This is a genomic window from Bradyrhizobium sp. USDA 4504, from assembly GCF_054063995.1.
In genome coordinates, this window is the sequence record NZ_JBSSGV010000001.1 from 8756258 (window position 1) to 8780986 (window position 24729).

Below are 24729 nucleotides of genomic sequence, written 5' to 3' on the forward strand. Positions count from 1 at the left end.
CCCTTGGCCAGTCAGGCCGGGTAGGCTCTGTCGGAATCGTGTTGTGTTGCCCCACGCCAACCTTGCGCCAGCATTTGGATGGCTGGGAGCTTTCAACTCCACGGCGCGCCAAAAATATCGGTGGAAAAACGACTTCATCTTCCGCGTTTGCGTGGAATTCTCAGACGTGGTTTGGAGCGCGACACGGAGCAATGGTGTGAACGGCTGCTCCTGCAAAAAAGCATCAACTCGCAGTTCAAGTCGGCTGTGCCGATTTGAACTGCGAACGAACCACGGAGCTGGCTGCGCTCAGTTGAGCGCGCCTTGAAATCACGAACAAGACCGGGGCCTACCTCCTTGATGTTCGTGTATCGATGCCATTGGAAACTGTGGGCTGCTTGAGCCGAGCGTGCAGCGTAGCGTCGTCGAGCTCGCCTTCCCACCACGACACGAACACAGCGGCGATGCCATTGCCGGTGATATTGGTAAGGGCTCGCACCTCGCTCATAAACTTGTCGATCGAGAATACGATTGCCATGCCGGGCACCAGTGCCGGGTTGACCACCGACAATGTCGCGGCAAGTGTGATGAAGCCTGCGCCGGTTACGCCGCTTGCCCCCTTCGAGGTCAGCATTGCCACGAGCAAGATCGTGAGCTGCTGGCCAAAGGTCAGATCGACCCCGAGTGCCTGGGCAATAAACAATGTCGCCAGCGTCATATAAATGTTGGTGCCGTCGAGGTTGAAGGAGTAGCCGGTTGGCACCACGAGGCCAACTACGGGTTTTGAGCAGCCCAGCCGTTCGAGCTTCTCCATCAATTGCGGCAGCGCGCTTTCCGAGGATGAGGTGCCGAGCACGATCAGAAGCTCGTCCTTGATATAGATAATGAATTTGAAGATCGAAAAGCCGACGATCCGCGCGATCAGGCCGAGCACGACGATCACAAATATCGCCGCAGTCGCATAGAATAGTACGATGAGCCCGATCAGATTACCGAGCGCCGCCGGCCCGAACTTGCCGATCGTGAAAGCCATGGCGCCGAACGCACCGATCGGGGCCGCTTTCATGACGATGGCGATCACGCCGAAAACCGCATGCGCGACGTCGTCAATCATGCCGCGCAGCCGTTCTCCACGCTCCCCAAGCGCCATAAGCGAAAAGCCAAACAGGATCGCGAACAGGAGCACTTGCAGAACATCGCCGCGAGCGAGAGCGCCGACCACGGTATCGGGAATGATATTGAGAAAAAAATCGACGGTCTTCGAGGCTTCCGCCTGCTTGACGTAATTGGCGACTGCCGCAGCGTCCGGTTTGACCGCAAGACCATGGCCGATTTGGACCAGATTGCCCATGACAAGGCCCAACACCAGCGCAAAGCTCGATACGATCTCGAAATAGACCAGCGCTTTGACGCCGACGCGCCCGACTTTCTTTGCATCCTGGATATGCGCAATGCCGGATGCGACGGTGCAGAAGATGATCGGCGCGATCACCATCTTGATTAGCTTGATGAAGCCGTCACCGAGCGCCTTGACCCAGTCGTTGGTCGCGACCGACGGCCACAGCCAGCCGACGATGGCGCCGATAACGATCGCGATCAACACTTGAACGTAGAGAATCTTATACCAAGTCTGCGACGCGCGCGCGGGCGCCGCAGTTGCCATGGTGGTCATGACGCTTCCTTCCCGAATACACTCGCATGCGAGCCGCCGCGTCGTTGAAGACGACGGCATCATACGAGGCTGTCATTTAGCCGTGTCCGATTGAAGACGGTTCCGAGAGCCGGCGCGTCATTCCAAAGGCAGGCGTTCAGTTACGTTATCTTTATTCGTCAAGCAAGATCTGCACCAGAGACCCAACCGATCGTGTCGCTATCAGATAAACCGCCGTTCTTCTGACGAGGTCTGTTTGAATCGTCGAATGGCATTTGTGAGGTCGATCGCGAAGGTTGCTCTGCATCGTCGCATCTTGCTGGCAAATTACCCGAGTCACGTCTCGGCATCGAAGTCCTAGAGTGATGGGTACGCTTCGACTTCTGAAGTTGATGCAACAGTACGCCTCATTGATAAAATTGATTGTTTGGATCGGAGGCATCCAGGCGATGGAAGCGTGCGACATCTAGCGGGTTGGTCGACGCGAGGCGTATCCGCATCGGCGGCCGCTGAGCCGTTGGGCGCCTCGGCGGTTACGATGGAGCCCCGATCATTCCGCTTTGGCGTTTTGAGCGTTCTTTTTTCTGAACTCATTGCCAGGCAGGACGAGTCCAATGTGACTTGTTCCGGCTGCGAATGTACTGGCGAGTGCGAATGAGTTGCGACAATTGGAACGACGGTGAGTGTACTCAAGTACAGAGGTGGTGATCCGGTGAAACCGGATGGTTCGGCAAAATTTCTGACGCAGAGCGTTTCTGCGTCCGCGTTGCCAAACCGCGATTACCTAGTCCATGTCCATCCGTGCAGGACGTCTTCGCAGCCGCGAGCCGTGATTGACCAAGTCGTAGGCTGGAGCGGGCGCTAAATAGAAGAAGCTTGCCGCAGGACGCAAGGGGCGAATAGCGCCCTTCAACTCGGGTGCCGAGAATCGCCTCCTCGATATTCGGTGTTCCTCAGAGCGCGCGCTTCTCCATGATGATGGCACGACAAAGTGTCGCCGTTCGCGGGCCAGCCTCTCACCTGGAGCTCGCAAATGCCCGATCCGATGTCAGGTCTATCCACGAGGTTCCTGCGTACGCCCGAGGCTGCGCGGTATCTTACCCGATCCGCCCGCATGCTCGAAAAGCACCGCACATATGGCAGGGGGCCGGCGTACCGAAAAATCGGCGGTCGCGTCATCTGCGCACTGGATGACTTGAGAGCATGACCCGATCTCGGCACCAAGACGTCGACGTCCGACAGGCCGCGACAGTTCAGGGGCGAGATCCTGTGGGATGTGTGCGATGGCGAGCCGAACTCAGCTGTTTGGTGTGTGCACCAGATGCTCGTCATGGCCCGGCGGAATCGCTGAATCATCATCTCTGTATACACGCATTCCGCTTTAAGCTCGCATATTCGTCACTTTTTCGGCCCGTTTCCAATTAATGTATACAGGTAGTGTCCCCAAGTGAGGTATCGGCGCATGAGCCATTGCTTTCCAACCAATGTCTGGTACGCGGCCGCGTGGGACGCTGAGGTGAGACAGGCGCTGTTGCCGCGGACGATCTGCGGCAAGCACGTCGTAATGTATCGGCGCGCCAACGGCGACGTGGCAGCACTGGAGGACGCTTGTTGGCATCGGTTGGTGCCGCTCTCAAAAGGGCGCCTTGAGGGCGACAGCGTGGTCTGCGGCTATCATGGGCTGAAATACAACGCGCAGGGCCGTTGCACCTTCATGCCCTCGCAAGAGACGATCAACCCCTCTGCGTGTGTACGTGCCTATCCTGTGGTCGAGCGCGATCGCTTCGTCTGGCTGTGGATGGGTGATCCGGCGCTAGCCGACCCGGGCATGGTGCCGGACATGCACTGGAACGATGATCCCGCTTGGGCCGGCGACGGTGACACCATTCACCTGAAATGCGACTATCGTCTGGTTGTCGACAACCTCATGGACCTGACGCACGAAACGTTTGTGCATGGCGCCAGCATTGGCAATGACGCCATCACGGAAGCGCCGTTTGACGTCACCCATGGTGAGAAGACCGCTACCGTAACGCGCTGGATGAAGGGAATTGCCGCGCCCCCGTTCTGGGCCAAGCAATTAACCTGGTCCGGTAGACCGCTGGCAAATTATCCGTTTCGAGGCGCCGTGCACGATCAATATCGACGTCGGAGTGGCGCCCTCAGGAACCGGCGCGCCCGAAGGCAATCGATCGGCTGGCGTCAATGGTATTGTCCTCAACACCATCACGCCCGAAACGGAAACGAGCTGCCATTATTTCTGGGCCTTCGTGCGCAATTATCGCCTGAACGAACAGCGCCTGACCACCGAACTTCGCCAAGGCGTTTCCGGCATCTTCCGTGAAGACGAGGTCATTCTCGAGGCGCAGCAGCGCGCGATCGACGAAAATCCCGACCGGGTCTTCTATAACCTCAACATCGATGCCGGCGCGATGTGGGCCCGCCGCTTGATAGATCGCATGATCGAGGCCGAGAATCCGCACCACGGTCGTCAGGCCGCGGAGTAGGGCATGGCCGAGCGCGACACTGACCGCTCAGTCTCACAGACGGTACGCGCCCAGCTCAGCTTGCGCGATCTGATCCTGTCGGGCGACTTGCGGCCGGGCGAACGGATCTCCGAGTTGCAGGCTGTGGAGACGACCGGCGCATCGCGCACTCCGGTGCGAATGGCATTGGTTCGGCTGGAGGAGGAAGGACTTCTGGAAGCGTTCCCTTCTGGCGGCTTCATGGTGAAGGCATTCTCCGAACGAGATGTCCTGGATTCGATCGAGCTGCGTGGCACCGTAGAAGGTCTGGCCGCGCGTTTTGCTGCCGAGCGCGGTGTTTCGTCGCGCGATCTTGAGCCTCTAAAAGGATGTCTTGACGAGATTGATGGACTGGTGCGGCAGGATCCAATCTCCGTCGAGGCCTTCTCCTCCTACGTCGCGCTCAATGCGCGATTTCATGCGCTTTTAACCGAATTGTCGCGCAGTCCGCCCTTGATCCGGCAGGTCGATCGCGCGTCGGCGCTACCATTCGCCTCGCCCAGCGGCTTTGTGATGACCCAATCGACACTACCGGATGCGCGCCACACACTGTTGATTGCGCAAGATCAACACCGCGTCGTGGTCGATGCAATCGAAAACCGCGAAGGTGCGCGGGCCGAGGCAATCATGCGCGAGCACGCCCGAGTGGCGGCGCGCAATCTGCGCTTGGTGCTCAGGAATAAGACGCATTCTGACCTGCTGCCAGGACTGGCGCTCATCAGGATGGCAGGCGATTAAAGGAAATCTCCATGCGCTTCATTGAAAGCTGGACATCGGCAACGCTCGTGGCGACGCGCTATCTAACTCCTTCGATCCGCGAGTTTCTGATCAAACCGGAAAACTTTGATGGCGCGGCCTATCCGGTCGGCAGCCATATCAATATCGCCGTCACTATCAATGGGCGTCCGGAGACGAGGTCCTATTCCTTGGTCGGCGAAGCCGACCCGGCCGGCTTTCGCATCGCCGTGCGGCGCGCGGAGGACTCCCGTGGCGGCTCGCAGTACATGTGGTCGCTCGCGCCGGGCGCGCGGTTGACAATTACGTCGCCCGCCTCGCTGCTGCCGATTGACTGGGCTCGCCGGCACTATTGCCTGATTGCGGGCGGCATTGGTATTACGCCGCTGATCGGGGCGGCCCAGGCGCTGGCACGCCGCAATGCCGACTTCACTCTGCATTATGCTGTGTCTTCCCGTGAGCAAGCCGCCTATTTGGACGTTCTCGCCCCATTGCTGAACGAGCGGCTTATTGTCCATGCAGGCAACGAAGGGCGCAGGCTAGATTTCGATGGCTTGTTCGCCTCGCTGCCGCCTGATGCCTTGACCCTCCTGTGCGGTCCGATCCGGATGCTCGATGCTGCCCGCCGGGCCTGGACCGATGCAGGTCGCGCACTATCCGACTTACGCTACGAGACCTTTGGCTCGAGCGGCTCACTGCCGACTGAAGGTTTCCGGGTGCGCCTTGCAGATCGGTCTCTTGAGATCGAGATTCCGCGCGATCGCTCATTGCTGGACGTGCTCAATGAGGCTGGTTACGAGGTGATTTCGGATTGCCGGCGCGGCGAGTGCGGCGTCTGCGCCATCGATCTCGTCAAAATCGACGGTGATCTCGACCACCGCGACGTTTTCTTCAGCGAGCAGCAAAAGCACGCGAACGAAAAGATCTGTGCATGTGTCTCTCGAGCCCGCGGCACCATTACAGTCGATATACTGCACCGCCCGGACGGGCCATAGATTCGCTGCAACACGTTTTTGGGGCAGCAGGTTCTGGCCGAGAACTCGGCGACTAACGGATGTCCCACGGTATGCTCCCTGTTATCATAGAACAGTGCGCATGATTACCGGGTGACGATGGTCGGCAGCTGCTGTCCCTCCTTGGCAACAAGCAAGCCGAATAAGAAATGGACTCCGAAACCTTTGTTTTTCGGTCGTGTCCATTCTCGCAGTAGACTTTGGCGGGCCTCGGCGCTTATACACGCTCGTTCTTGAGACACCTAAGAAACAAATTAATACTTCGATGCGGATCACGTGAGGATTTGCATCGATTTTATTCAAAGCGCGACATCTGTCGGGCGACCAGCTCTCCTGCTCATTCTGCCGCCGCTGTCTGTTTGAATACAAAGGTGCCCGGAACCTGACAGCGGGTTAGGTCCACTGCACAGTGACGCTGGCATCCATGCGGGTTTTTCTCGCGTAGGCACAAAGCGCACCACATTTCGCAAGCGGCACGGGGATTGCTGGATGGCGCGCGAGGAGCTGCCGCCGTCAGACCGGTCGGAGCGGCCCTGTCACAGGAGTTTCCGATGAGGTTTGCGATGCCGCTGTTGCTCGCAGAAACGACGCGAAATGTGATGGCCCCACGAGATTGCGCGTGCCGGACGACAAGCGTACCACCTTGCCGAAGCCCGCGAGACGGCCCGAGAGCGCGTTGAGCGTCAACGTAAGCATCGAGCTCGATAGCCAAGGCACGCAAACTGCAACATTTCAGGCGTTCTGTTCGCGCGACCGCATTCGCCCGATCGGGCTTCTTGAGAATGCTCCTGTGGCTCCAGAAATCCAGCTCACGACTGCGGCGAATTGGGCTTTAGGCGCCGTGATCCGCAGGCGCGTCGTGGCGCGAAAAGGGACCGATGAAGCAAACACAACCAATGCGGTCGCCATCTTGCAAGCGGTGCAGCCGAACTTAGGCACGGCGTCCCGTCCTTGGGGCTTGCACGCGATCAAAAGGCGATGCGCGCCAAATTCCTCAGCGAGCCGGACGCGCAGACGACCGCTGCGCGGCCACGGCGACGTGCTCTCACCGGTGGGCTGACGCACATGGATGTCCTTTCGCCAGAGGTCTGGCAATCCGTTGCGCTCACGGTCGAGCTCGCCTGCGTGACGACAATGATCCTGCTGGTGATTGGCGCGCCGCTCGCGTGGTGGCTCGCACGGTCAAAGACGGTTTTGAGCGAGGCCGTAGCGACGATGATCGCGCTTCCGCTCGTGCTGCCGCCAACGGCGCTCGGTTTCTGCGTCCTCGTCCTGCTCGGCCCGAACGGACCCGGCGGGCTTCTCGCCTCTTTCTGGGGCCAGCACACACTCGCATTTACCTTTGCGGGAATCGTCGTGGGATCGGTTCTCTCGGCGCTCCCTTTGGTGGTGCAGCCGATCCGTAGCGCCTTTGTTGCAATGGGCGACCGCGCGCAGCAAGTTGCGGCAAGCCAGCGCGCTTTTCCGTTGTGCGCCTTCATTGCGGTCGGCCTGCCGCCGGCACGGCTGGAGTTCCTCAAGGCTGGCGTGGTTGGCTTTGCCCACACGATCGGCACATTCGGTGTCGTCATGATGATCGGCGGCAACATTCCTGGGCGCACCAAGGTGCTGTCAGCCTACGTCATTGACTACGTCCAAGCATCGCGCTGGCGCGAGGCAAGTTGGGTTGCGGGGGGTATGGTGATGTTCGCTCTTGCCGTCATGTTCACCCTAACTCTCATCGACAAACGGTGTGCCAGGAGAGGTACATGACGGGCAGCAAGCCGAATCGAAGTACCTTCGGTGTGCTGTCCAAGCATGTCCGGTACTAACCGAGCGGCAGTATCGCAGGTCAGATCGGCCCTTTTCTTGGCGAGGATACCATGAACAAACTCGTTGCGGCCGCGGCGGCTGCCGGTATCAGCTTCAATTCAGCTCACTGCGCGCCTTTGCCCGAGGCGAGGGCCGATGACGTCGGAGTTTCCAGTCAGCGGCTTGCCAGACTAGACGAGTTCTTCGCTCGGGAAATCGCAACCAAACGCGTGCCGGGCGCAGTGGTTGCAATCGCCAGAGACGGCAAGCTGATTCACTACAAGGCGTATGGGCAGCTCGATCCTGAAAAAAGAACGTCGATGCGGCTCGATGCGATATTCGCGCTCGCATCTATGACCAAACCGATGGTGGCGGTTGCCGGCCTCACCCTCACGGAACAAGGTCGCCTGCCTCTGCGGGCCAAACTGACGGATTACTATCCCGAATTTGCAAAGATGAAGGTGGGAGTGCCGCAGCCTGACGGCTCATTGAAATACGAAGCGCAGAGTTCTCCGATTTACGTCCACGATCTTTATCGCCACACATCAGGGCTCACCTATGGTGCGCCACCGGATAGCGCAGATCAGGTGGCGCGTCTCTATCCGGATTTCGCAGCTCCGCCGGTCAAGGGCGATAAGCGGGCTTTCATCGAAGCCATTACCAAGCTGCCGCTGGCGCACCAACCGGGCACGGAGTTCGAATACGGCTTCTCGACTGACGTGCTTGGAGCTGTCGTGGAGCAGGTTAGCGAGCAGCCGTTGGGCGAGTATCTTTCCAGCAACGTGTGGAAGCCGATCGGAATGCTGGATGCCACTTTTCATTTGTCGACATCGCAACGCAAGCGGTTGGCGCGTCCATTTAGAGACGACCCGCTGACCGGAAAGCCACAAAGCATCGAGCTCCTCGAAAGTCAGACGAGGTTTGACTGCGGGGGAGCCTGTGCATTCGCGACAGTTGGTGACTACGTGCGCTTTGGGCAAATGCTGCTAAACGGCGGGGAGCTCGATGGGCGGCGGATCCTCGGTCCGAAGACTGTGCATCACATGATCTCCAACCACCTTGGGCCAGAGATCAAAAATAAGGTCGCTCATGTGGAGCCGCACCGCGCCGGCTTTGGGTTCGGGCTCGGAGTGGCTGTGCGCATAAGCGAGGGTCTCTCGGCCGTTCCAGGCAGTCCAGGTGAGTTCACCTGGACCGGCGCTTACGGAACACAATTTTTCTGTGATCCGAAGGAGCGCTTGGTCGTGGTGGTCGGCACGGCCGCGCCCGGAGAGATCCGCAAGTATTACCGCGAGCAGGTCCAAAATATCGTCTATGCCGGAATAGTTCGATAGTTTGCTGCCGTCGGAAATGCTCGTGAACAGCTTGGATGACTGGCAAATTATGCTTGCTGCTGCGGACAGGCATCAAACCTGAAAGGACAGCAAGGTCGTTTGCTGACCCGCGTCGGACGATCGGGCCCAGTGCTTGGAACGAGCCATTCTGATCGAAATCGGTGATCAGTACGGTGCCGCGAACTGCGACAATTATCGTGCCGGCCGGTGTGGCGGCCGTACTTGAAGAGCGAGTATGACGCCGTCGCCGCCAGGAGCGAGCCATTGTGATGCATTGTTGGAGTTCTCACGTCGACGGTCCAAACCGGACACCATAAGCACGACAAGTGGTCAATTGCGCAGCTTGCGCGTAGCTCGCCAATCCTGCTGCAGATCCACAAGCGACGGCTTGGTATCCGTCAGTTGCTGTGCAGTGGCCTATTTCTTGCTGCTGAACGTCAGCATTACGGCTGACGCGTCACTTGGAAGGGCTCATGGGCAGGATAGAGGAAACCTTCTACAGCGTGATCAGACGTCAGGGTATCACGCGTCGCAGTTTCCACAAATTCTGCAGTTTGACGGCCGCGAGCTTCGGACTCGGTCCGCTCGCAGCAAGCAGTATCGCCAATGCCCTCGAGACCAAACCGCGTATACCCGTCATTTGGCTGCACGGGCTCGAGTGTACCTGCTGCTCCGAAAGCTTCATCCGCTCCGCGCATCCGTTGATCAAAGACATGCTGTTGTCGATGATTTCGCTCGATTACGACGATATGGTCATGGCCGCGGCTGGGCACCAGGCCGAAGCCGTCCTGCAGGAAAGCCGTGCCAGGTACAATGGCAAGTATGTGCTTGCCGTAGAAGGCAACGCGCCGCTGAACGAGGGAGGCATGTTCTGCATTGACGGCGGCAAGCCGTTCGTTGAGAGACTCAGGTGGATGGCGGAAGCGTCCATGGCGGTCATTGCTTGGGGGACCTGCGCATCCTGGGGCTGCGTTCAAGCGGCCAGGCCCAATCCGACCGGTACTGTGCCTATCGACAAGGTGATCTCCAACAAGCCGATCGTCAAGGTTCCCGGGTGTCCCCCCATCGCAGAGGTCATGACCGGCCTCGTGACCTTCATAACCACGTTCGGAAGGCTTCCTGAACTCGATCGCCAAGGGCGCCCAAGGATGTTTTATTCCCAGCGCATCCACGACAAGTGCTATCGGCGTTCGCATTTCGACGCCGGCCAATTTGTCGAGGAGTGGGACGATGAGTGCGCCCGCAAGGGCTACTGCCTTTACAAGATGGGCTGCAAGGGGCCGACCACCTACAATGCCTGTTCGACGCTTCGCTGGAATGGGGGCGTTTCATTCCCTATTCAATCCGGCCACGGCTGCCTCAGTTGCTCCGAAGACGGCTTTTGGGACAAAGGTTCGTTCTACGACCGGCTCACGGCCATCCAGCAGTTCGGCATCGAGAAGAACGCCGATCAGATCGGGATGGCCGCTGCCGGCGCGGTTGGGTTGACCGTAGCCGCACATGCGGCGGTCACGGCCGTGAAGCGACTGACCCGCAAGCCGGATCGCGCAGCTCATAAAAATAAGCCAACTTAAGGGGAGGACGACGGTGGCCGTCCAGACACCGAATGGGTTCAAGCTCGATCGTTCCGGCAAGCGAATTGTGATCGACCCGCTGACCCGGATCGAGGGCCACCTGCGCGTCGAAGCCAACCTCGATTCGAACAACGTGATCCGCAACGCGGTCTCGAGCGGGACGATGTGGCGTGGCATCGAAGTCATCCTGCGCGGGCGGGATCCGCGCGACGCCTGGGCGTTCACCGAGCGGATTTGCGGTGTCTGCACCGGCACCCATGCGCTCGCCTCCGTGCGCGCCGTTGAAAATGCACTTGGGATCGCCATTCCGGAGAATGCCAACTCGATCCGCAACATCATGCAGCTGTGCCTGCTTGTGCATGATCATCTCGTGCATTTCTATCACCTGCACGCGCTGGATTGGGTCGACGTGGTCTCCGCGCTCAAGGCTGATCCCAGGTCCGCCTCGGCGCTGGCGCAGTCCATCTCGCCCTGGCCGCTGTCGTCTCCTGGCTATTTCAAGGATTTGCAGATCAGGCTCACCAAGTTCTTCGGGTCAGGGCAACTCGGTCCGTTCAAGAACGGCTATTGGGGGCATCCGGCTTACAAGCTGCCGCCGGAAATGAACCTGATGGCCGTGGCGCATTATCTGGAAGCGCTCGACTTCCAGAAGGAGATCGTCAAGATCCAAGCCATCTATGGGGGCAAGAATCCGCATCCGAACTGGCTGGTCGGCGGCGTGGCCTGCGCGATCAACATCGACGGAAATGGTGCGGTTGGCGCGATCAATATGGAGCGGCTTAACCTGGTGTCCTCGGTCATCGACCGTTCGATCGAGTTTGTCGAGCAGGTCTATCTGCCCGACATCGCAGCGATCGGCTCGTTCTATAAGGACTGGCTGCATGGCGGCGGGCTTTCTAGCAAAAGCGTGATGTCCTATGGCGACATCCCCGAAAACGCTAACGACTGTTCCGCGAAAAGTCTCAGGCTGCCGCGCGGCGTCATTCTTGGCGGCAATCTTGAGGAGATTTTGCCGATCGACCATGGCGATCCCGAGCAGATCCAGGAATTCGTCGCGCATTCATGGTATAAATACCCTAGCGAGTTCAGCGGCCTGCATCCCTGGGATGGCGTCACCGAACCGAATTTTGAGCTAGGGGCAAAGGTCAAAGGCAGCAGAACAGATATCAAGGAACTCGACGAAGACGGCAGGTATTCCTGGATCAAAGCGCCGCGCTGGCGCGGCCACGCGGTCGAGGTGGGGCCATTGGCGCGATACATCATCGGTTATGCGCAAGGCAAAGCCGAATTCAAGGAGCCGGCCGAGAGGCTGCTCAAGGGGCTCAATCTTCCGTTGAGCGCGCTGTTTTCGACGCTTGGCCGTACCGTGACGCGGGCACTCGAATGCCAGTGGGCGGCGCATCAGATGCGCTATTTCCAGGACAAGCTGGTCGTCCATATCAAGCAAGGCAATAGCGCAACTGCCGACGTCAGCAAGTGGAAGCCGGAAGGCTGGCCTAATGAGGCCAGGGGCTACGGTTTCACTGAAGCGCCGCGCGGTGCGCTCGGGCACTGGATCAAGATCAAGAACACCAAGATCGACAATTACCAATGTGTCGTGCCGACGACATGGAACGGGTCTCCTCGCGACCACCAGGGAAATATTGGCGCTTTTGAAGCCTCCCTGATCGGTACTCCGGTCGCCGATCCGCAGCGGCCCTTGGAGATCTTGCGCACGATCCATTCCTTTGATCCGTGCCTGGCGTGCTCGACCCACGTGATCAGTCCTTCCGGCCAAGAAATGGCTTCAGTCGATGTTCGTTAGGTCCATACTGGACAAGGCTCCGAAAACCGTTGCCATCGTCGATGCAGCGCCGAGTGTTCACGGGGCCGCCTACGTTTATGAAGCGCCGGTGCGACTGTGGCACGCGGGCAATGCGGCGGCCATTCTGGTGCTGGGCATAACCGGTTATCTCATTGGAACTGGGACACCGGCAATGCCGGGGGAGGCTAGCGACAATTTCCTGTTCGGCTATATCCGCTTTGCGCATTTCTTGGCGGGATATGTGCTCGGCGTCGGATTTATGCTGCGCATCTACTGGGCCTTGATGGGAAACCCGCATGCCATGCAGATCTTTTGCGTGCCGCTCTGGCGCAGATGCTTTTGGCGCGAAGTGTACGACGAAATGCGCTGGTACGCCTTCCTTGCAGCTGAGCCCGAAAGGCACGTCGGGCACAATCGGTTGGCTCAGCTCGCGATGTTCTTCATGTTCACGCAGACCACCACGTTCATGATCGTCACGGGCTTTGCACTTTACGGGCAGGGCGTCGGTCGTGACAGCTGGCAGTACAAGTCGTTCGGCTGGGTATTTGCAATCTGCCCGAACGGTCAAGACGTCCGTACCTGGCATCATCTCGGCCTGTGGATGATCGTGACCTTTGCGCTGGTCCACATTTACGCGGTGATCCGGGAAGACATCATGTCGGGCCGGAGCATCTCCTCGATGATTTCGGGGCAGCGTCAGTTTCGCGATTGACCGGGAGGCGGATGCTGAGTCCGGAGAACAAGAAAAGGATCCTGGTGCTCGGCGTCGGCAATATCCTATGGGCCGATGAGGGATTCGGCGTGCGGGTGGTAGAGGAGTTTTATCGTCGCTACACCATCGATGACAACGTCTCCATCCTCGATGGTGGCACGCAGGGGCTCTATCTCGTCAGTTTTCTTGAGCAGGCCGATTGCCTGATCGCGTTCGATGCCGTCGATTATGGACTTTCTCCCGGACAGTTGAAGCTCGTGCGAGATGACGAGGTGCCGAAATTTACCGCTGCCAAGAAGCTGAGCCTGCATCAGACCGGCTTTCAGGAGGTCTTGAGTGCGGCCGACCTGCTTGGTCGCTGCCCGCGAGAGCTCGCTCTGATCGGCTGTCAGCCGCTGGACCTGGAGCATTGGGGCGGTCCGTTGACTGCACCGGTGCGTGTTCAGATCACGCCTGCGATCGAACTGGCCTGCAACCTGCTGGCCCAGTGGGGCGCACCGGCAAGACCGCGGGCCGTCCCGCTGCCTGCATCAGAACGGCTGTTGGGGAACAATATCGACCATGTCAATTATGAAAGGGCGCAGCCGATCTAGCGGCCGCGGTTATCCATGTGCCTTGGCTTACCAATGACGATTGTTGAGACCGACGGCGTCACGGCGCTATGCGAGTATGGCGGTGAAAAGCGGCGTGTCTCGGTCATGCTGCTCTCCGGCGCGATGGTCGGCGCCAAGGTGCTCGTCCATATCGACACAGCGGTGCGGCCCTTGGAGGAGGATGAAGCAAGGCGAATCTCGGAAGCACTCGACGGGCTCGAGGCTAGTCTCAACGGCGAGGACTGCGATCGCTTCTTTGCGGACTTGATTGGTCATGAGCCGCAATTGCCCGACCATCTACGCTAGCGGGGTGCCGAGCGCGGACATCGTGTTGCCGGCCCCTGCTCACGAACCGATTTGCAATCGTAGGCAACTTTTACAGAGAAAATGTAAAGCGCTTACAGCCACTGCTCCGGCCGGGAATGCGATCACAGCGAGACGATCATTGGCATGTGCCTTGCTAAGACCTCGCCGAGAGAACCCGAAGACTATCGGAAAGGCGTCTGATGAAGTTCCAGCCGGCTCAGCATGATCTGGCGCGGCCTGGTCTGTCCGAGGTGGAGAGAGCGGGCGGCGATGCTCATCTGGCCGGGCAGGATCCCGGGAAGAAAGGCGTGGAGCTGCCGTCGGCAGCGGGCCCCTTATATTCACGCTGGGCGATCCACGTCGCAACCGCGCTTTCTGAACAGACCAAGGCGCTCCGGCCCGTGCAAAGGGTCGTAACCGCACGCGGCGCCGGTGACGAACCGGGCGGGCGGCTCGGCCTGCGTGGCCCGCCGAGGCCGATCGAATGCCCTCAGCGCGCTACACTGCGCCTGGTCGGCAAGAGTCAGGTCCGGTTGGACAAGATCGCCCCCATGTCGGCATCGATCGTACGACCACAAGCGGGTACCGCCTGGATCGCCAATAGCATTGCCATTCGGCACGTTCACCGGAACGTCGGATCATGAAAACGGCGGCCCGCAACGGAGACGAAAGCCCTGCGTCGCCGATGAGCGCGCTTCCTGTGGATGCGGATAGTCTCGACGTCATCCATAGCGGGCCCGCGGCTGTGGGGGCGCTCGCCGAGCGCGTTTGGCACGATGGCGGCGAGCTTGCAAGAAACTGTCCAAATGCCATCGCCCTGTTATCGAACGCAGCTGCTGCCGCTCGCGGCCAGAAGAGCAGCGCACGCACGCAACTGTATGGGCTCGCGGATCTCAGTGATCCCGAGCGCAAGCTGATTGCCGAAGTGCTTGGGGAAGGCGAGGTCGCCGGCTTCGTTGGGCTACCAGATGGCTCTCTGGCCGAAATCCAGGAGTCCGTGCTTGCGGGAATCTGGCGCGTGCGCATAGGGACGGAACCGGCGCACGATTACGTTGAGATCGGGGCGATCCCGCAGATTGTGCGACGCGCCGCAACAGACCTGACGTCGACCGATCTGGTGATCGGTGCGGCGCCGGACGGCGCAATGAACGTGTTGCCGGTGCTCGCCGAAATACGCGAGCGGGCCTGCGCCTGGCGGCATGGCATGCGCGCGCATGTCATCAATCTGACACTGCTGCCGATGAATACCGTTGATCTGGCGTTTCTGCAGCAGAGCCTGGGCAATGGTCCGGTCCAACTCATCTTCCGCGGCTATGGCACATGCCGGGTGCAAGCGACCGGGATCCGAAATGTTTGGTCGGTGCAGTTCCTCAACTCTATGGACACCATCATTCTCGACACATTGGAGGTCGGCGACGCGCCGATTGTTGCGTTGGCTGCCGACGAGGATTTCGAGGATTCTGCCGAACGTCTGCAGGAAATCATGAAGGCTTACGTCTCATGAAGACCTTGGAGACTGTTTGGCGTCCGGTCGGTTCTCACAGCCGGCGCGCGCGCAATGTGGCCTTGGCTGAATCGTGCGCAACCACCGGAGAACGATGGCGACGCAGACTGCTGCGCGAGCGCGTTGCGCGCGAAAAACTAAAAGCTGCTTCGGCTTTCGTGCGTCCAAGGCCGGCTTTGCGTCGGCTGAAGGTGATGCTTGAACGTGGACAGGACTTTCGCAGGCGCAAGCACGCCGAGGTGTCGGCGTCTGACGAGATGCTCGTAGCAGCCTGTTGGGATACCGCCGGTCGAGCCATGCGCACGCGATCGGTCTTGAACGATCCATATCCAGGGTCGAAGCGATCGGGTTTCGCACGCGCAGAAGGTAGGTGCGATAGCGTAATGGGCGCGCCTCGGGCCATGAAGGTGGCCGTCTGCCTGGGTAACGGCACCTGCTCAAGGCATGCTGGGCAGAGATCGAACCTGCGCTCAGTTCGATCCGGTGACGTTGAACCTGTTTTCAGCGAAATCGCGCCGTTGAGCTCGAGCACCTGTTGCTTCCTGCTCTCGGCGAGTTCCGCACGCAAAGACGTGGGTGGCGCCATTGCCGAAGTAGCGGTCCCTGCCATGGTGTGGCCGGACTACCGCCGAACGCAACGTCATTTCCAAGCATCACATCTTTATTTGATCAATCGGCGGCATTTCTTGCGCGAGATGGTGGCAGAGCGGTGTGCATGAGTCTTATCGCCCGCACCAAAATCGATGTCACCATATCGCTTGCTGCCGACGTCATCGCCGCGGTCGAGATCCTGCCGCGAGCCAGGCCGCCGCTGGCGCGGCTGTTCGCCGGCAAACCGCCATCGTCGTTGCTCAATGCGCTGCCGCAGCTCTTCACCTTATGTGCCGCTGCGCAGCAGGCCGCATTGCTGTCCGCGATCGAAGCGGCGCGTGACGAAGAGATCATCCTCGCGACAAAACAGCGTCGTATGATCCTGATCGTTGCCGAACGCATCTCAGAATTGCTGCGGGCTCTCTTTGTCGCGCATCCTACGCCGAACGCCAGTGCGGCGGCGATCCGGTCCCTTATACGGGCATTGTCCATGCTTGTCGGCAGCGCCCGGCCAGCTCGCGGCTCTGCTCGACGCGAAGCGATAGCTCAGATTGTTGCTGCGCTCACTGCACTTGGCATGCCGAATGAAGATGGCGTGCCAAGGCCCGGTAGCCCGTCCGCGCTTTGCATCGCAGCGCTTGATGAGGTCGACTTGAAGTCCATCCGGATCGCGCACTCGTTCCTGTCCGTCGCCGACGACCGCAACATCGTTGAACGGCTGCTCGGCGATGACCCGACATTTTGCCATTGTCCCGACCTTGGGGGCCGTGCGCCCGAGACAGGTCCATGGGCGCGCCAAATGACGCGTGAGCGGCTCTGGCTGGGGCGGTCCGGTCCGGTTGAGCGGCTGAAGGCCAGAATTGCAGAGATCGTTCGGCTATGCGATTGGCTCAAGTCCGGTGCTCATATCGACGCAGCGGAGCCTGGGATCGTCGAAAGCTACAGGTTAGGTCCTCGACGTGCAGCGGCCGCGGTGGAATGCGCCAGGGGTCGCCTCTATCACGCGGTTGAGCTTGATCCTCAGGGCCAGATATACCGCTTCGAATTTCTTGCTCCGACGGAATGGAATTTCCATAGGCGCGGACCGCTTGTCCGTAACCTGCAGGGCGCGGTGCTGACGGCGAGACGGCATCAGAAAGCGGTTCGTGCGGTGATCGAATCGCTTGATCCCTGCGTCGGATTCACACTCAAGTTTCGCAAAGTTGACGATGCATGAAATGGCGCTTTGTCAGAGCATCATCGAAATCGTCGAGGAAGAAGCGCATCGCCGATCGTTTTCGCTGGTGCGGAGCATCCGTCTGGAGATCGGGGCCTTGAGCCATGTCACGCCGCAAGCGATCAGGTTCTGCTTTGGTGTCGTCGCAACGCGGACCATTGCCGAGGGCGCGGCTCTTAGAATCATCGAACGCCCCGGCGAGGCCTGGTGCATGACCTGTTCGAAGAGCGTCGAGATTGCACGGCGCGGTGAAAGCTGTCCTTGTTGCGGCAGCTACCAGTTGCAGGTCACCGCGGGCGAAGAGATGCGGGTGAAAGAGCTGGAGATCGATTGATGTGTGGCGTATGCGGCTGCAGCGAAGGGACTCCTTCGACCGAGCCCTCCGAAGCGAATAATGTGCAAGGCCGAGCTCGCGACTATCCTCATGTGCAGGACGATTGCGATCGCCATGAGGCGCATCTGCATAACGACCAGGACCTGCAGCGTTCAAAGCATGCTCGCCACATCCATGATCACGATCATCATCCTGGCCGTCGGAGGGCGGATGCTGGGCAAGCGATTCTGGACTGCAGCGCCGGCCCGGCTGGCTTGAAGGTCGCGGACATGCGCCGCGAGCGGGTCATTCAGATCGAGCGCGACATCCTTAGCAAGAATAGCAGGATCGCGGCGGATAACCGCGCGCTCTTCGTGGCCGATGAGCTCCTCGTGTTCAATCTCGTGTCCAGTCCCGGTGCAGGCAAAACTTCGCTGTTGGTCCGCGCCGTGTCCGAGCTCAAGCGCGGCCGTCCGATCGGGGTGATCGAAGGCGACCAGCAGACCTCGAACGATGCCGAACGCATTCGCGCGACCGGCGTGCCAGCCATTCAAGTCAATACCGGAAAGGGTTGTCATCTTGATGCAGCTATGATTGGCGAGGCTTATCGCCGCCTGCCGCCGCTCATTGGCGGTATCCTCTTCATCGAGAACGTCGGTAATTTGGTCTGTCCCGCGGCTTTCGATCTTGGCGAGGCCTGCAAGATCGTGGTGTTGTCGACCACTGAAGGTGAAGACAAGCCGCTCAAATATCCGGATATATTTGGCGCTTCTTCACTCATGCTGATCAACAAGGTTGATCTGGCGCCGCTGCTTGAATTCGATTTGGGCAAGACCGTCGAATATGCAAGACGCGTCAATCCAAAGATCGAAGTACTCACGGTTTCGGCGCGGACCGGCGAGGGTTTTGGCGGGCTCTACGCCTGGATCGATAAGCAGGCAGCGCATCACAGGCGCGCCTTGGAGGACACGAGGCGATGAGCGCCGCCACCTGCGACCGAACACGGCTGCGCGTGCGCGTGAGCGGGGCCGTGCAAGGGGTCGGCTTTCGCCCCTACGTTTATGGCCTCGCCACGCGGTACGGATTAGCGGGGTTTGTCGTCAACAGCTCCGAGGGCGTCACCATCGAAGTCGAGGGTCGCCGCGCGCCCGAGTTTGTCGCCGCATTGCCGCTCGAACTGCCTCCACTGGCACACATCGACCACATCTGCGTTCAGCAGACTGGGGCGCTCGCGGCAAAAGGCTTTTCGATCGGCACGAGCGAGGGTGGCAAGTTATCAGCGCGGATCGTCGCCGATGCCGCGACGTGCCAGCAATGCCTGAGTGAGCTGTTCGATCCCGAAAATCGCCATTACCTTTATCCGTTCGTCAGCTGTTCCCATTGCGGCCCGCGCTATACGATCGCCGAACAGCTTCCGTATGATCGCCACAACACGGTCATGAAAGCTTTCAGGCTGTGCGCTGCCTGCGCGGCCGAATATGCCGATCCAGCGAGCCGCAGGTTTCATGCGGAGGCGATCGCGTGTCCGATCTGCGGTCCTCGGCTCAGCCATGGGATCAATGCCATTGTCGCGGCGATCGCCGGCGGCCAAATCGTGGCCATAAAGGGGCTCGGCGGATATCAACTGCTCTGCGATGCACGCAACCAGGACGTCGTGCAGCGATTGCGCAGCAGAAAGCACCGCCTGCAGAAGCCGTTCGCGGTCATGGTCGGTTCCACAGAGCTGGTCAACGAAATCGCAGAAGCGAATGGGGCCGAGCTTGCGCTGCTTGAATCCGTAGCACGTCCCGTTGTCCTTCTGCCTTCGCGCAATAATCTGGCGCCCGCCATAGCTCCTGGCTTATCGCGCGTTGGTGTCATGCTGCCGGTCGTGGCACTGCATCACCTCATCTTTCACGCGCTTCGCTCGACGGGAGCGTGGCTTGAGGGGGCGTGCCCGGTCATCGTCGCAACCAGCGCCAATTCTTGCGGCGAACCGCTCCTGATCGACAATGCGCAGGCGCTGTGGCGGCTCGAAGGGATTGCAGACCTAGTCGTAACCCATGATCGCGATATCCTGACACGTGCCGATGACTCCTTGCTGTCGGTGGTGGCCGGCCGGACCCAATTCGTACGCCGCGCACGTGGCTACGTCCCCGAACCGATCCGGCTTGCGAGGTCTGTGCCGGTCGTGCTCGCCGTCGGCGGCGCGCTGAAATCGACTGTCACCATCACGCGGGACAACGAAGCCTTCGTCTCCCAGCATATAGGCGATCTCGATACCGCCGAAGGCATCCGCGTGTTCGAGGAGACGATCCGCCACCTCGCATCGACCCTTGATGTGGAGCCTGTCGTCATTGCCCATGATCTGCATCCCAATATGGCATCGACCCGCTTTGCGGAAGCAAGCGGCCGGGCCCTTATCGCCGTCCAGCATCACCACGCCCACGCTGCCGCCGTCATTGCTGAGCATGGCCATGCCGGACCGGCGCTTGCCCTGGTGCTCGACGGCCATGGCTTCGGTTCCGACGGCGGTAACTGGGGTGGCGAGCTGTTGCTGTGCGAAGGAACAAGGTGTCGACGCATCGGGCATCTCGCGCCTTTGCAAATGCCTGGTGGAGAGCGGGCGGCGCGCGAGCCGTGGCGTATGGCAAGCGCAATATTGCAGGCGCTCGGCCGGGGTAACGAAATCGGGCCTCGCTTTGCTGCGCAGCGGCAGGCTGAGCGCATGTCGGTATTGCTCGATCAGCCGGGCGGGGCCACCACGACCAGCGCGGGCCGGTTGTTCGATGCCGCGGCAGCGCTGCTGGGAATCGCATGTGTGCAGAGCTATGAGGGCGAAGCCGCGATGAAGCTCGAGGCGTTGGTGCGGCGGACTGCGATTTTCGATACCGGCTGGACCATCGACCGCGGCGTATTATCGCTTCGTCCACTGTTTGCGCGGTTGATTGCAGACGACATCGACGCGGCTGACGGAGCCGGGCTGTTTCATGGCACCTTTGCCGCCGCTTGCATTGACTGGGTCAGTCGCTCTGCACGGAAAACAGGCGTCAATACCATCGTTCTAAGCGGCGGCTGCTTTCTGAACGCGGTGCTGGCGGATGAAATTGAGCGCGGTTGCCGCAGCGCAGGCCTCACCCCGCTGGTGCCACGGCAGCTGCCGCCCAACGATGGAGGTTTGAGCCTCGGCCAGGCGTGGATTGCCGCTCTGCAGATTATTGAAGGGTCTTCAGCCCTGGAAGGAGTAGCCTGATATGTGTCTTTCGGTCCCGGCAAAGGTATCAAAAATTCTTCCCGACGATATGGCGATCGTGTCCATCGATGGGGTCAGCCTGGAAATATCGATTGCTCTCATCGAAGAGCTCGACGTCGGCGACAGCGTTCTGGTCCATGTCGGTTATGCGCTCTCCAAGATCGACCCGGCAGAAGCCACGCGCACGTTGGAGCTCTTGCAGGAGCTCGGCAGTGCAGGGCGGGAACCCCGACCATGAAGTATGTCGACGAATTTCGTGACAGGACCATCGCACAGGGACTTGCGCGGGCAATTGGCGCCGAAGCCGGTGCGCGACGGGCTTACAGGTTCATGGAATTCTGCGGCGGACACACTCATGCGATCTCCCGCTACGGCCTCGAGGATTTGCTGCCCGCGAACATTCGTATGATCCACGGGCCCGGTTGTCCCGTCTGCGTTCTGCCCGCCAGCCGGATTGACATGGCGATCCGGCTCGTCGAGCGGCCGGAGGTCACTCTGTGCGTCTATGGCGACCTGATGCGCGTGCCGGGGTCGCAGGGGCAGTCCCTGATGCGAGCCAAAGCCCTCGGAGCAGACATTCGGATGGTCTATTCGACGCTCGACGCTATCCGGCTCGCCGAACAGGTGCCAAGCCGGGAGGTGGTCTTCTTTGCCATCGGATTTGAGACCACGACGCCGCCGACCGCGGTGATGATCCGGATTGCCGAAAAGAAGCGGCTGAGGGGCCTTAGCGTGTTCTGCAACCATGTGCTTACGCCCTCTGCGATGCACAGCATTCTCGAGAACCCGAAGATGCGTAATATCGGCGGGGTCGCAATCGACGGCTTCGTTGGTCCTGCACATGTCAGCACGATCATCGGTACGCAGCCTTACGAGCCCCTGGCGGAGCAATTCGGCAAGCCGATCGTGATCGCGGGATTTGAGCCGCTCGACGTGATGCAGGCGATCCTGATGCTGGTACGCCAGGTAAACGAAGGCCGTTACGAGGTAGAGAACCAGTACAGCCGTGCGGTGAACCGCCAAGGCAACCGACGCGCCAAGGACGAGGTTTCGCAGGTATTCGAATTGCGTGAGCAGTTCGAATGGCGTGGGCTTGGGCTCGTCCCCAACAGTGGGCTGAAGTTGAAGCGGGCTTACGCGGGATTTGACGCCGAGGCGCGTTTTGCGATGCACGAGCTGCGTGTCGCCGACAATCCGGCATGCGAGTGCTGCGCGATCCTGCGCGGCGCCAAGCGGCCGGTCGATTGCAAGCTGTTTGGAACCGTCTGCACGCCAGAAACACCCGTCGGGTCCTGCATGGTCTCCTCGGAAGGCGCTTGTGCCGCGTATTGGACCTATGGCCGAGTTCGCGATGACCAGGTGAGGCGGATGTCATGAGCGTAAAGGCCTATCAAGGCAAGCTCGACGTCGACAACGGACGCGTTGATCTTTCCCACGGATCCGGAGGCCGTGCCATGGCGCAACTGATCTCCTGCGTTTTTCACCAAGCCTTCGGTAATGAATGGCTTGCCCGCTGCAATGATCAGGCGGCGTTCGATGTTGCGGCAGGCAGGATGGTAATGACGACCGACGGTTATGTCGTTTCGCCGCTGTTCTTTCCCGGAGGCAATATCGGGTCACTGGCTGTGCACGGCACGATCAATGATGTCGTGATGGCCGGCGCACGTCCGCTCTATCTATCGGCCAGCTTCATCATTGAGGAGGGGTTCCGGTTTTCGGATCTCAGGACGATTGCACAGTCGATGGGCGAGGCGGCGCGCGCTGCCGGCGTTTACATCATCACTGGAGACACCAAGGTCGTCGAGCGCGGCAAGGCGGACGGCCTGTTCATCTCTACGACGGGCATCGGGTTCCTGGCCGATGGCCTCGATCTCTCAGCGGACAAGGCAAGGATCGGGGACCGCGTGCTGATGTCCGGCAGCCTCGGCGACCATGGAGTGGCGATCATGTCAGCGCGCCAGCACGCTGCTCTTCAAGTTGAGATCATCTCGGATTCCGCATCGCTGCATGACTTGGTGGCGGTCATGATGACGGCCGGTGGGCGCGGCATCCGGGTGATGCGTGACCCCACGCGGGGCGGACTTGCCGCCGCTCTCAACGAGATTGCGCATCAATCGGGCCTCGGGTTTCGTCTGCAGGAAGCGGCCATTCCCATAAAGCCCGCCGTTGCGGCCGCCTGCGAGCTTCTTGGGCTTGATCCGATCCATGTCGCCAATGAGGGCAAGCTCGTTGCGATCGTCGCGCCTGATGTGGCCGACGCCGTGCTTGCAGCCATGAAGGCGCATCCACTCGGGTGCGATGCGGCCGATATTGGCGAGGCGGTCGCTGACGAACACAAATTTGTGCAAATGGCGACCAGTTTCGGCGGCGGACGAATTGTCGACTGGTTGTCGGGCGAACAATTGCCTCGGATCTGTTGAACACACGGCACCCGTTCGCGGCGAGCATGCGGGAATGGCGGTTAAGCTCAAAGAGCAGGTCATTCAATCCACTTCGTCTCTGTGGGTTTGAAATCCTGCGTAGCTGGCGAAAGATCGCTGAATTTCTGCGCCATATACGCGCCTGGATCGCAATATCGCTGCGCTCTTCCGATTAAAAAGCCCCTCCAGGCAGGGAGTTTTCAAATGAAGGTCGGGGTCCCCAAGGAAATCAAGGCGCACGAATATCGCGTGGGCCTTACCCCTGGAGCCGTCCGCGAATACGTGGCAGCGGGCCACCGCGTGATGATCGAGACCAATGCCGGTGCCGGCATTGGTGCAACCGATGACGATTATCGCGCCGTCGGCGCAACGATCCTGGCTTCTGCAGGCGAGGTATTCGCATCGAGCGAGATGATCGTAAAGGTTAAGGAGCCTCAGCCGTCCGAATGGAGCCAGCTGCGGGAGGGCCAGATCCTCTTCACTTACCTGCATCTGGCGCCAGACCCGGAGCAGGCCAAGGGACTCCTCAAATCTGGGTGCACCGCGATCGCCTATGAGACCGTAACCGATGCTCATGGGGGCCTTCCACTGTTGGCGCCGATGAGCGAGGTCGCGGGTCGGCTTGCGATCGAAGCGGCGGGTAGTGCGCTGAAGCGCAGTGCAGGCGGACGAGGGCTGCTAATCGGTGGAGTGCCCGGTGTTCAGCCGGCTCGGATCGTGGTGATCGGGGGTGGCGTCGTTGGCACGCACGCGGCACGCATGGCGGTCGGTTTGGGCGCGGAGGTCACCATCATCGACCGTTCGATACCCCGGCTCCGCGAGTTGGACGAGCTATTCGAAGGTCGCGTTCGTACCAGGTTTTCCACCATCGAATCTGTAGAGGAGGAAGTATTTGCGGCCGATGTGGTAATTGGTGCGGTGCTCGTTCCAGGAGCGAGCGCACCGAAGCTGGTCCGCCGGAGCATGCTGAGCTCAATGCGCAAGAGCGCGGTCATCGTGGATGTCGCTATCGATCAGGGCGGCTGCTTTGAGACATCGCATCCAACCACCCACGCCGATCCAACTTACGAGGTGGATGGCATCATCCATTATTGCGTGGCCAATATGCCCGGCGCTGTGCCGTTGACCTCGAGCCAGGCACTGAACAACGCCACTCTGCCATTTGGTTTGGCTTTGGCCAACAAGGGTTTTTCCGCCGTGCTCGAGAATCCGCACCTGCGCGCGGGCCTCAATGTCCATCGAGGCCGGCTCACCTACAAGGCGGTTGCCGAGAGCCTCGGGCTCCCCTTCTCTCCGATCGAACAGGCTGCGGCCTGATCCCAGAGGCCCCACACGGGCGTTTCCTCCCTGACTTGGGCCACCCTTCGGGGTGGCTTTTTTTTGGGGCTCTATCAACCTGCAGAGCGCCGCTGGCATGTCCCTGGAACGCGGAGCGA

Annotated in this window: 21 protein-coding genes and 2 pseudogenes; 22 read left to right on the forward strand and 1 reads right to left on the reverse strand. The window is 60.1% G+C overall.

The genetic code is table 11. The annotated features are described in order from the left end of the window. Positions 1-328: 328 nt before the first annotated feature. Positions 329-1651, reverse strand: a complete 1323-nt coding sequence (locus tag ACVMB1_RS41115) for a dicarboxylate/amino acid:cation symporter (protein ID WP_456849762.1) — start codon at positions 1649-1651, stop codon at positions 329-331. Between the two features lie 1012 nt (positions 1652-2663). Here ACVMB1_RS41115 and ACVMB1_RS41120 point away from each other — a divergent pair. From ACVMB1_RS41120 to ald, 22 genes and pseudogenes are all read left to right on the forward strand, one after another. Then, positions 2664-2834 (forward strand): annotated as a pseudogene (locus ACVMB1_RS41120) (helix-turn-helix transcriptional regulator); the annotation flags it as partial. A 258-nt stretch (positions 2835-3092) separates the two neighbouring features. Then, positions 3093-4137 (forward strand): annotated as a pseudogene (locus tag ACVMB1_RS41125) (aromatic ring-hydroxylating dioxygenase subunit alpha). Positions 4138-4140: 3 nt separating this feature from the next. Continuing rightward, positions 4141-4893 (forward strand): GntR family transcriptional regulator, encoded by a 753-nt coding sequence (locus tag ACVMB1_RS41130; protein WP_456849764.1) that lies wholly within the window; start codon positions 4141-4143, stop codon positions 4891-4893. Between the two features lie 11 nt (positions 4894-4904). Next, positions 4905-5885, forward strand: coding sequence for a PDR/VanB family oxidoreductase (locus ACVMB1_RS41135; protein ID WP_069279825.1), 981 nt, complete (start codon positions 4905-4907; stop codon positions 5883-5885). A 637-nt stretch (positions 5886-6522) separates the two neighbouring features. Continuing rightward, on the forward strand, positions 6523-6963 hold the full coding sequence (locus tag ACVMB1_RS41140; protein ID WP_456849766.1) for a hypothetical protein: 441 nt from the start codon (positions 6523-6525) through the stop codon (positions 6961-6963). 5 nt (positions 6964-6968) lie between these two features. After that, positions 6969-7655 carry a molybdate ABC transporter permease subunit gene (locus ACVMB1_RS41145; RefSeq protein WP_069279830.1) on the forward strand — a complete coding sequence of 229 codons (687 nt, stop codon included), beginning with the start codon at positions 6969-6971 and terminating at the stop codon, positions 7653-7655. 110 nt (positions 7656-7765) lie between these two features. Next, positions 7766-9028 carry a serine hydrolase domain-containing protein gene (locus tag ACVMB1_RS41150; RefSeq protein WP_069279824.1) on the forward strand — a complete coding sequence of 421 codons (1263 nt, stop codon included), beginning with the start codon at positions 7766-7768 and terminating at the stop codon, positions 9026-9028. Positions 9029-9501: 473 nt separating this feature from the next. Next, positions 9502-10602, forward strand: a complete 1101-nt coding sequence (locus ACVMB1_RS41155; RefSeq protein WP_456849768.1) for a hydrogenase small subunit — start codon at positions 9502-9504, stop codon at positions 10600-10602. A gap of 13 nt (positions 10603-10615) precedes the next feature. Then, the gene (locus ACVMB1_RS41160) at positions 10616-12406 is read left to right on the forward strand and encodes a nickel-dependent hydrogenase large subunit (protein ID WP_456849770.1); all 1791 of its coding nucleotides are present in this window, start codon (positions 10616-10618) and stop codon (positions 12404-12406) included. Further along, positions 12396-13118, forward strand: a complete 723-nt coding sequence (cybH, locus tag ACVMB1_RS41165) for a Ni/Fe-hydrogenase, b-type cytochrome subunit (RefSeq protein WP_456849772.1) — start codon at positions 12396-12398, stop codon at positions 13116-13118. The genes ACVMB1_RS41160 and cybH overlap by 11 nt, the downstream gene beginning before the upstream one ends. Before the next feature lie 11 nt (positions 13119-13129). Then, the gene (locus tag ACVMB1_RS41170) at positions 13130-13711 is read left to right on the forward strand and encodes a HyaD/HybD family hydrogenase maturation endopeptidase (protein WP_069279821.1); all 582 of its coding nucleotides are present in this window, start codon (positions 13130-13132) and stop codon (positions 13709-13711) included. Positions 13712-13726: 15 nt separating this feature from the next. Then, entirely contained in the window at positions 13727-14017 is a 291-nt protein-coding gene (locus ACVMB1_RS41175) for a HypC/HybG/HupF family hydrogenase formation chaperone (protein ID WP_069279820.1), read from the forward strand. A gap of 200 nt (positions 14018-14217) precedes the next feature. Beyond that, complete coding sequence (locus tag ACVMB1_RS41180; protein ID WP_456849774.1) at positions 14218-14661, forward strand: hypothetical protein; 444 nt, start codon at positions 14218-14220, stop codon at positions 14659-14661. Next, positions 14658-15521: a hydrogenase expression/formation protein gene (locus tag ACVMB1_RS41185; protein WP_069279818.1), complete on the forward strand. Its 864-nt coding sequence runs from the start codon at positions 14658-14660 to the stop codon at positions 15519-15521. The genes ACVMB1_RS41180 and ACVMB1_RS41185 overlap by 4 nt, the downstream gene beginning before the upstream one ends. A gap of 715 nt (positions 15522-16236) precedes the next feature. Beyond that, positions 16237-17328 (forward strand): hypothetical protein, encoded by a 1092-nt coding sequence (locus ACVMB1_RS41190; protein WP_069279817.1) that lies wholly within the window; start codon positions 16237-16239, stop codon positions 17326-17328. Beyond that, positions 17321-17662, forward strand: coding sequence for a hydrogenase maturation nickel metallochaperone HypA (hypA, locus tag ACVMB1_RS41195; protein ID WP_069279816.1), 342 nt, complete (start codon positions 17321-17323; stop codon positions 17660-17662). The genes ACVMB1_RS41190 and hypA overlap by 8 nt, the downstream gene beginning before the upstream one ends. After that, positions 17662-18621, forward strand: coding sequence for a hydrogenase nickel incorporation protein HypB (gene hypB, locus ACVMB1_RS41200; RefSeq protein ID WP_456835777.1), 960 nt, complete (start codon positions 17662-17664; stop codon positions 18619-18621). Before hypA ends, hypB begins: the two co-directional genes overlap by 1 nt. After that, complete coding sequence (hypF, locus tag ACVMB1_RS41205) at positions 18618-20873, forward strand: carbamoyltransferase HypF (protein WP_069279814.1); 2256 nt, start codon at positions 18618-18620, stop codon at positions 20871-20873. Before hypB ends, hypF begins: the two co-directional genes overlap by 4 nt. A 1-nt stretch (position 20874) precedes the next feature. Next, positions 20875-21111 (forward strand): HypC/HybG/HupF family hydrogenase formation chaperone, encoded by a 237-nt coding sequence (locus ACVMB1_RS41210; RefSeq protein WP_456849775.1) that lies wholly within the window; start codon positions 20875-20877, stop codon positions 21109-21111. Then, positions 21108-22250 carry a hydrogenase formation protein HypD gene (gene hypD, locus ACVMB1_RS41215; protein ID WP_069279812.1) on the forward strand — a complete coding sequence of 381 codons (1143 nt, stop codon included), beginning with the start codon at positions 21108-21110 and terminating at the stop codon, positions 22248-22250. Before ACVMB1_RS41210 ends, hypD begins: the two co-directional genes overlap by 4 nt. Then, on the forward strand, positions 22247-23293 hold the full coding sequence (hypE, locus tag ACVMB1_RS41220) for a hydrogenase expression/formation protein HypE (RefSeq protein WP_069279811.1): 1047 nt from the start codon (positions 22247-22249) through the stop codon (positions 23291-23293). Before hypD ends, hypE begins: the two co-directional genes overlap by 4 nt. A 204-nt stretch (positions 23294-23497) precedes the next feature. Further along, entirely contained in the window at positions 23498-24610 is a 1113-nt protein-coding gene (gene ald, locus ACVMB1_RS41225; protein ID WP_069279810.1) for an alanine dehydrogenase, read from the forward strand. Positions 24611-24729 lie beyond the last annotated feature (119 nt).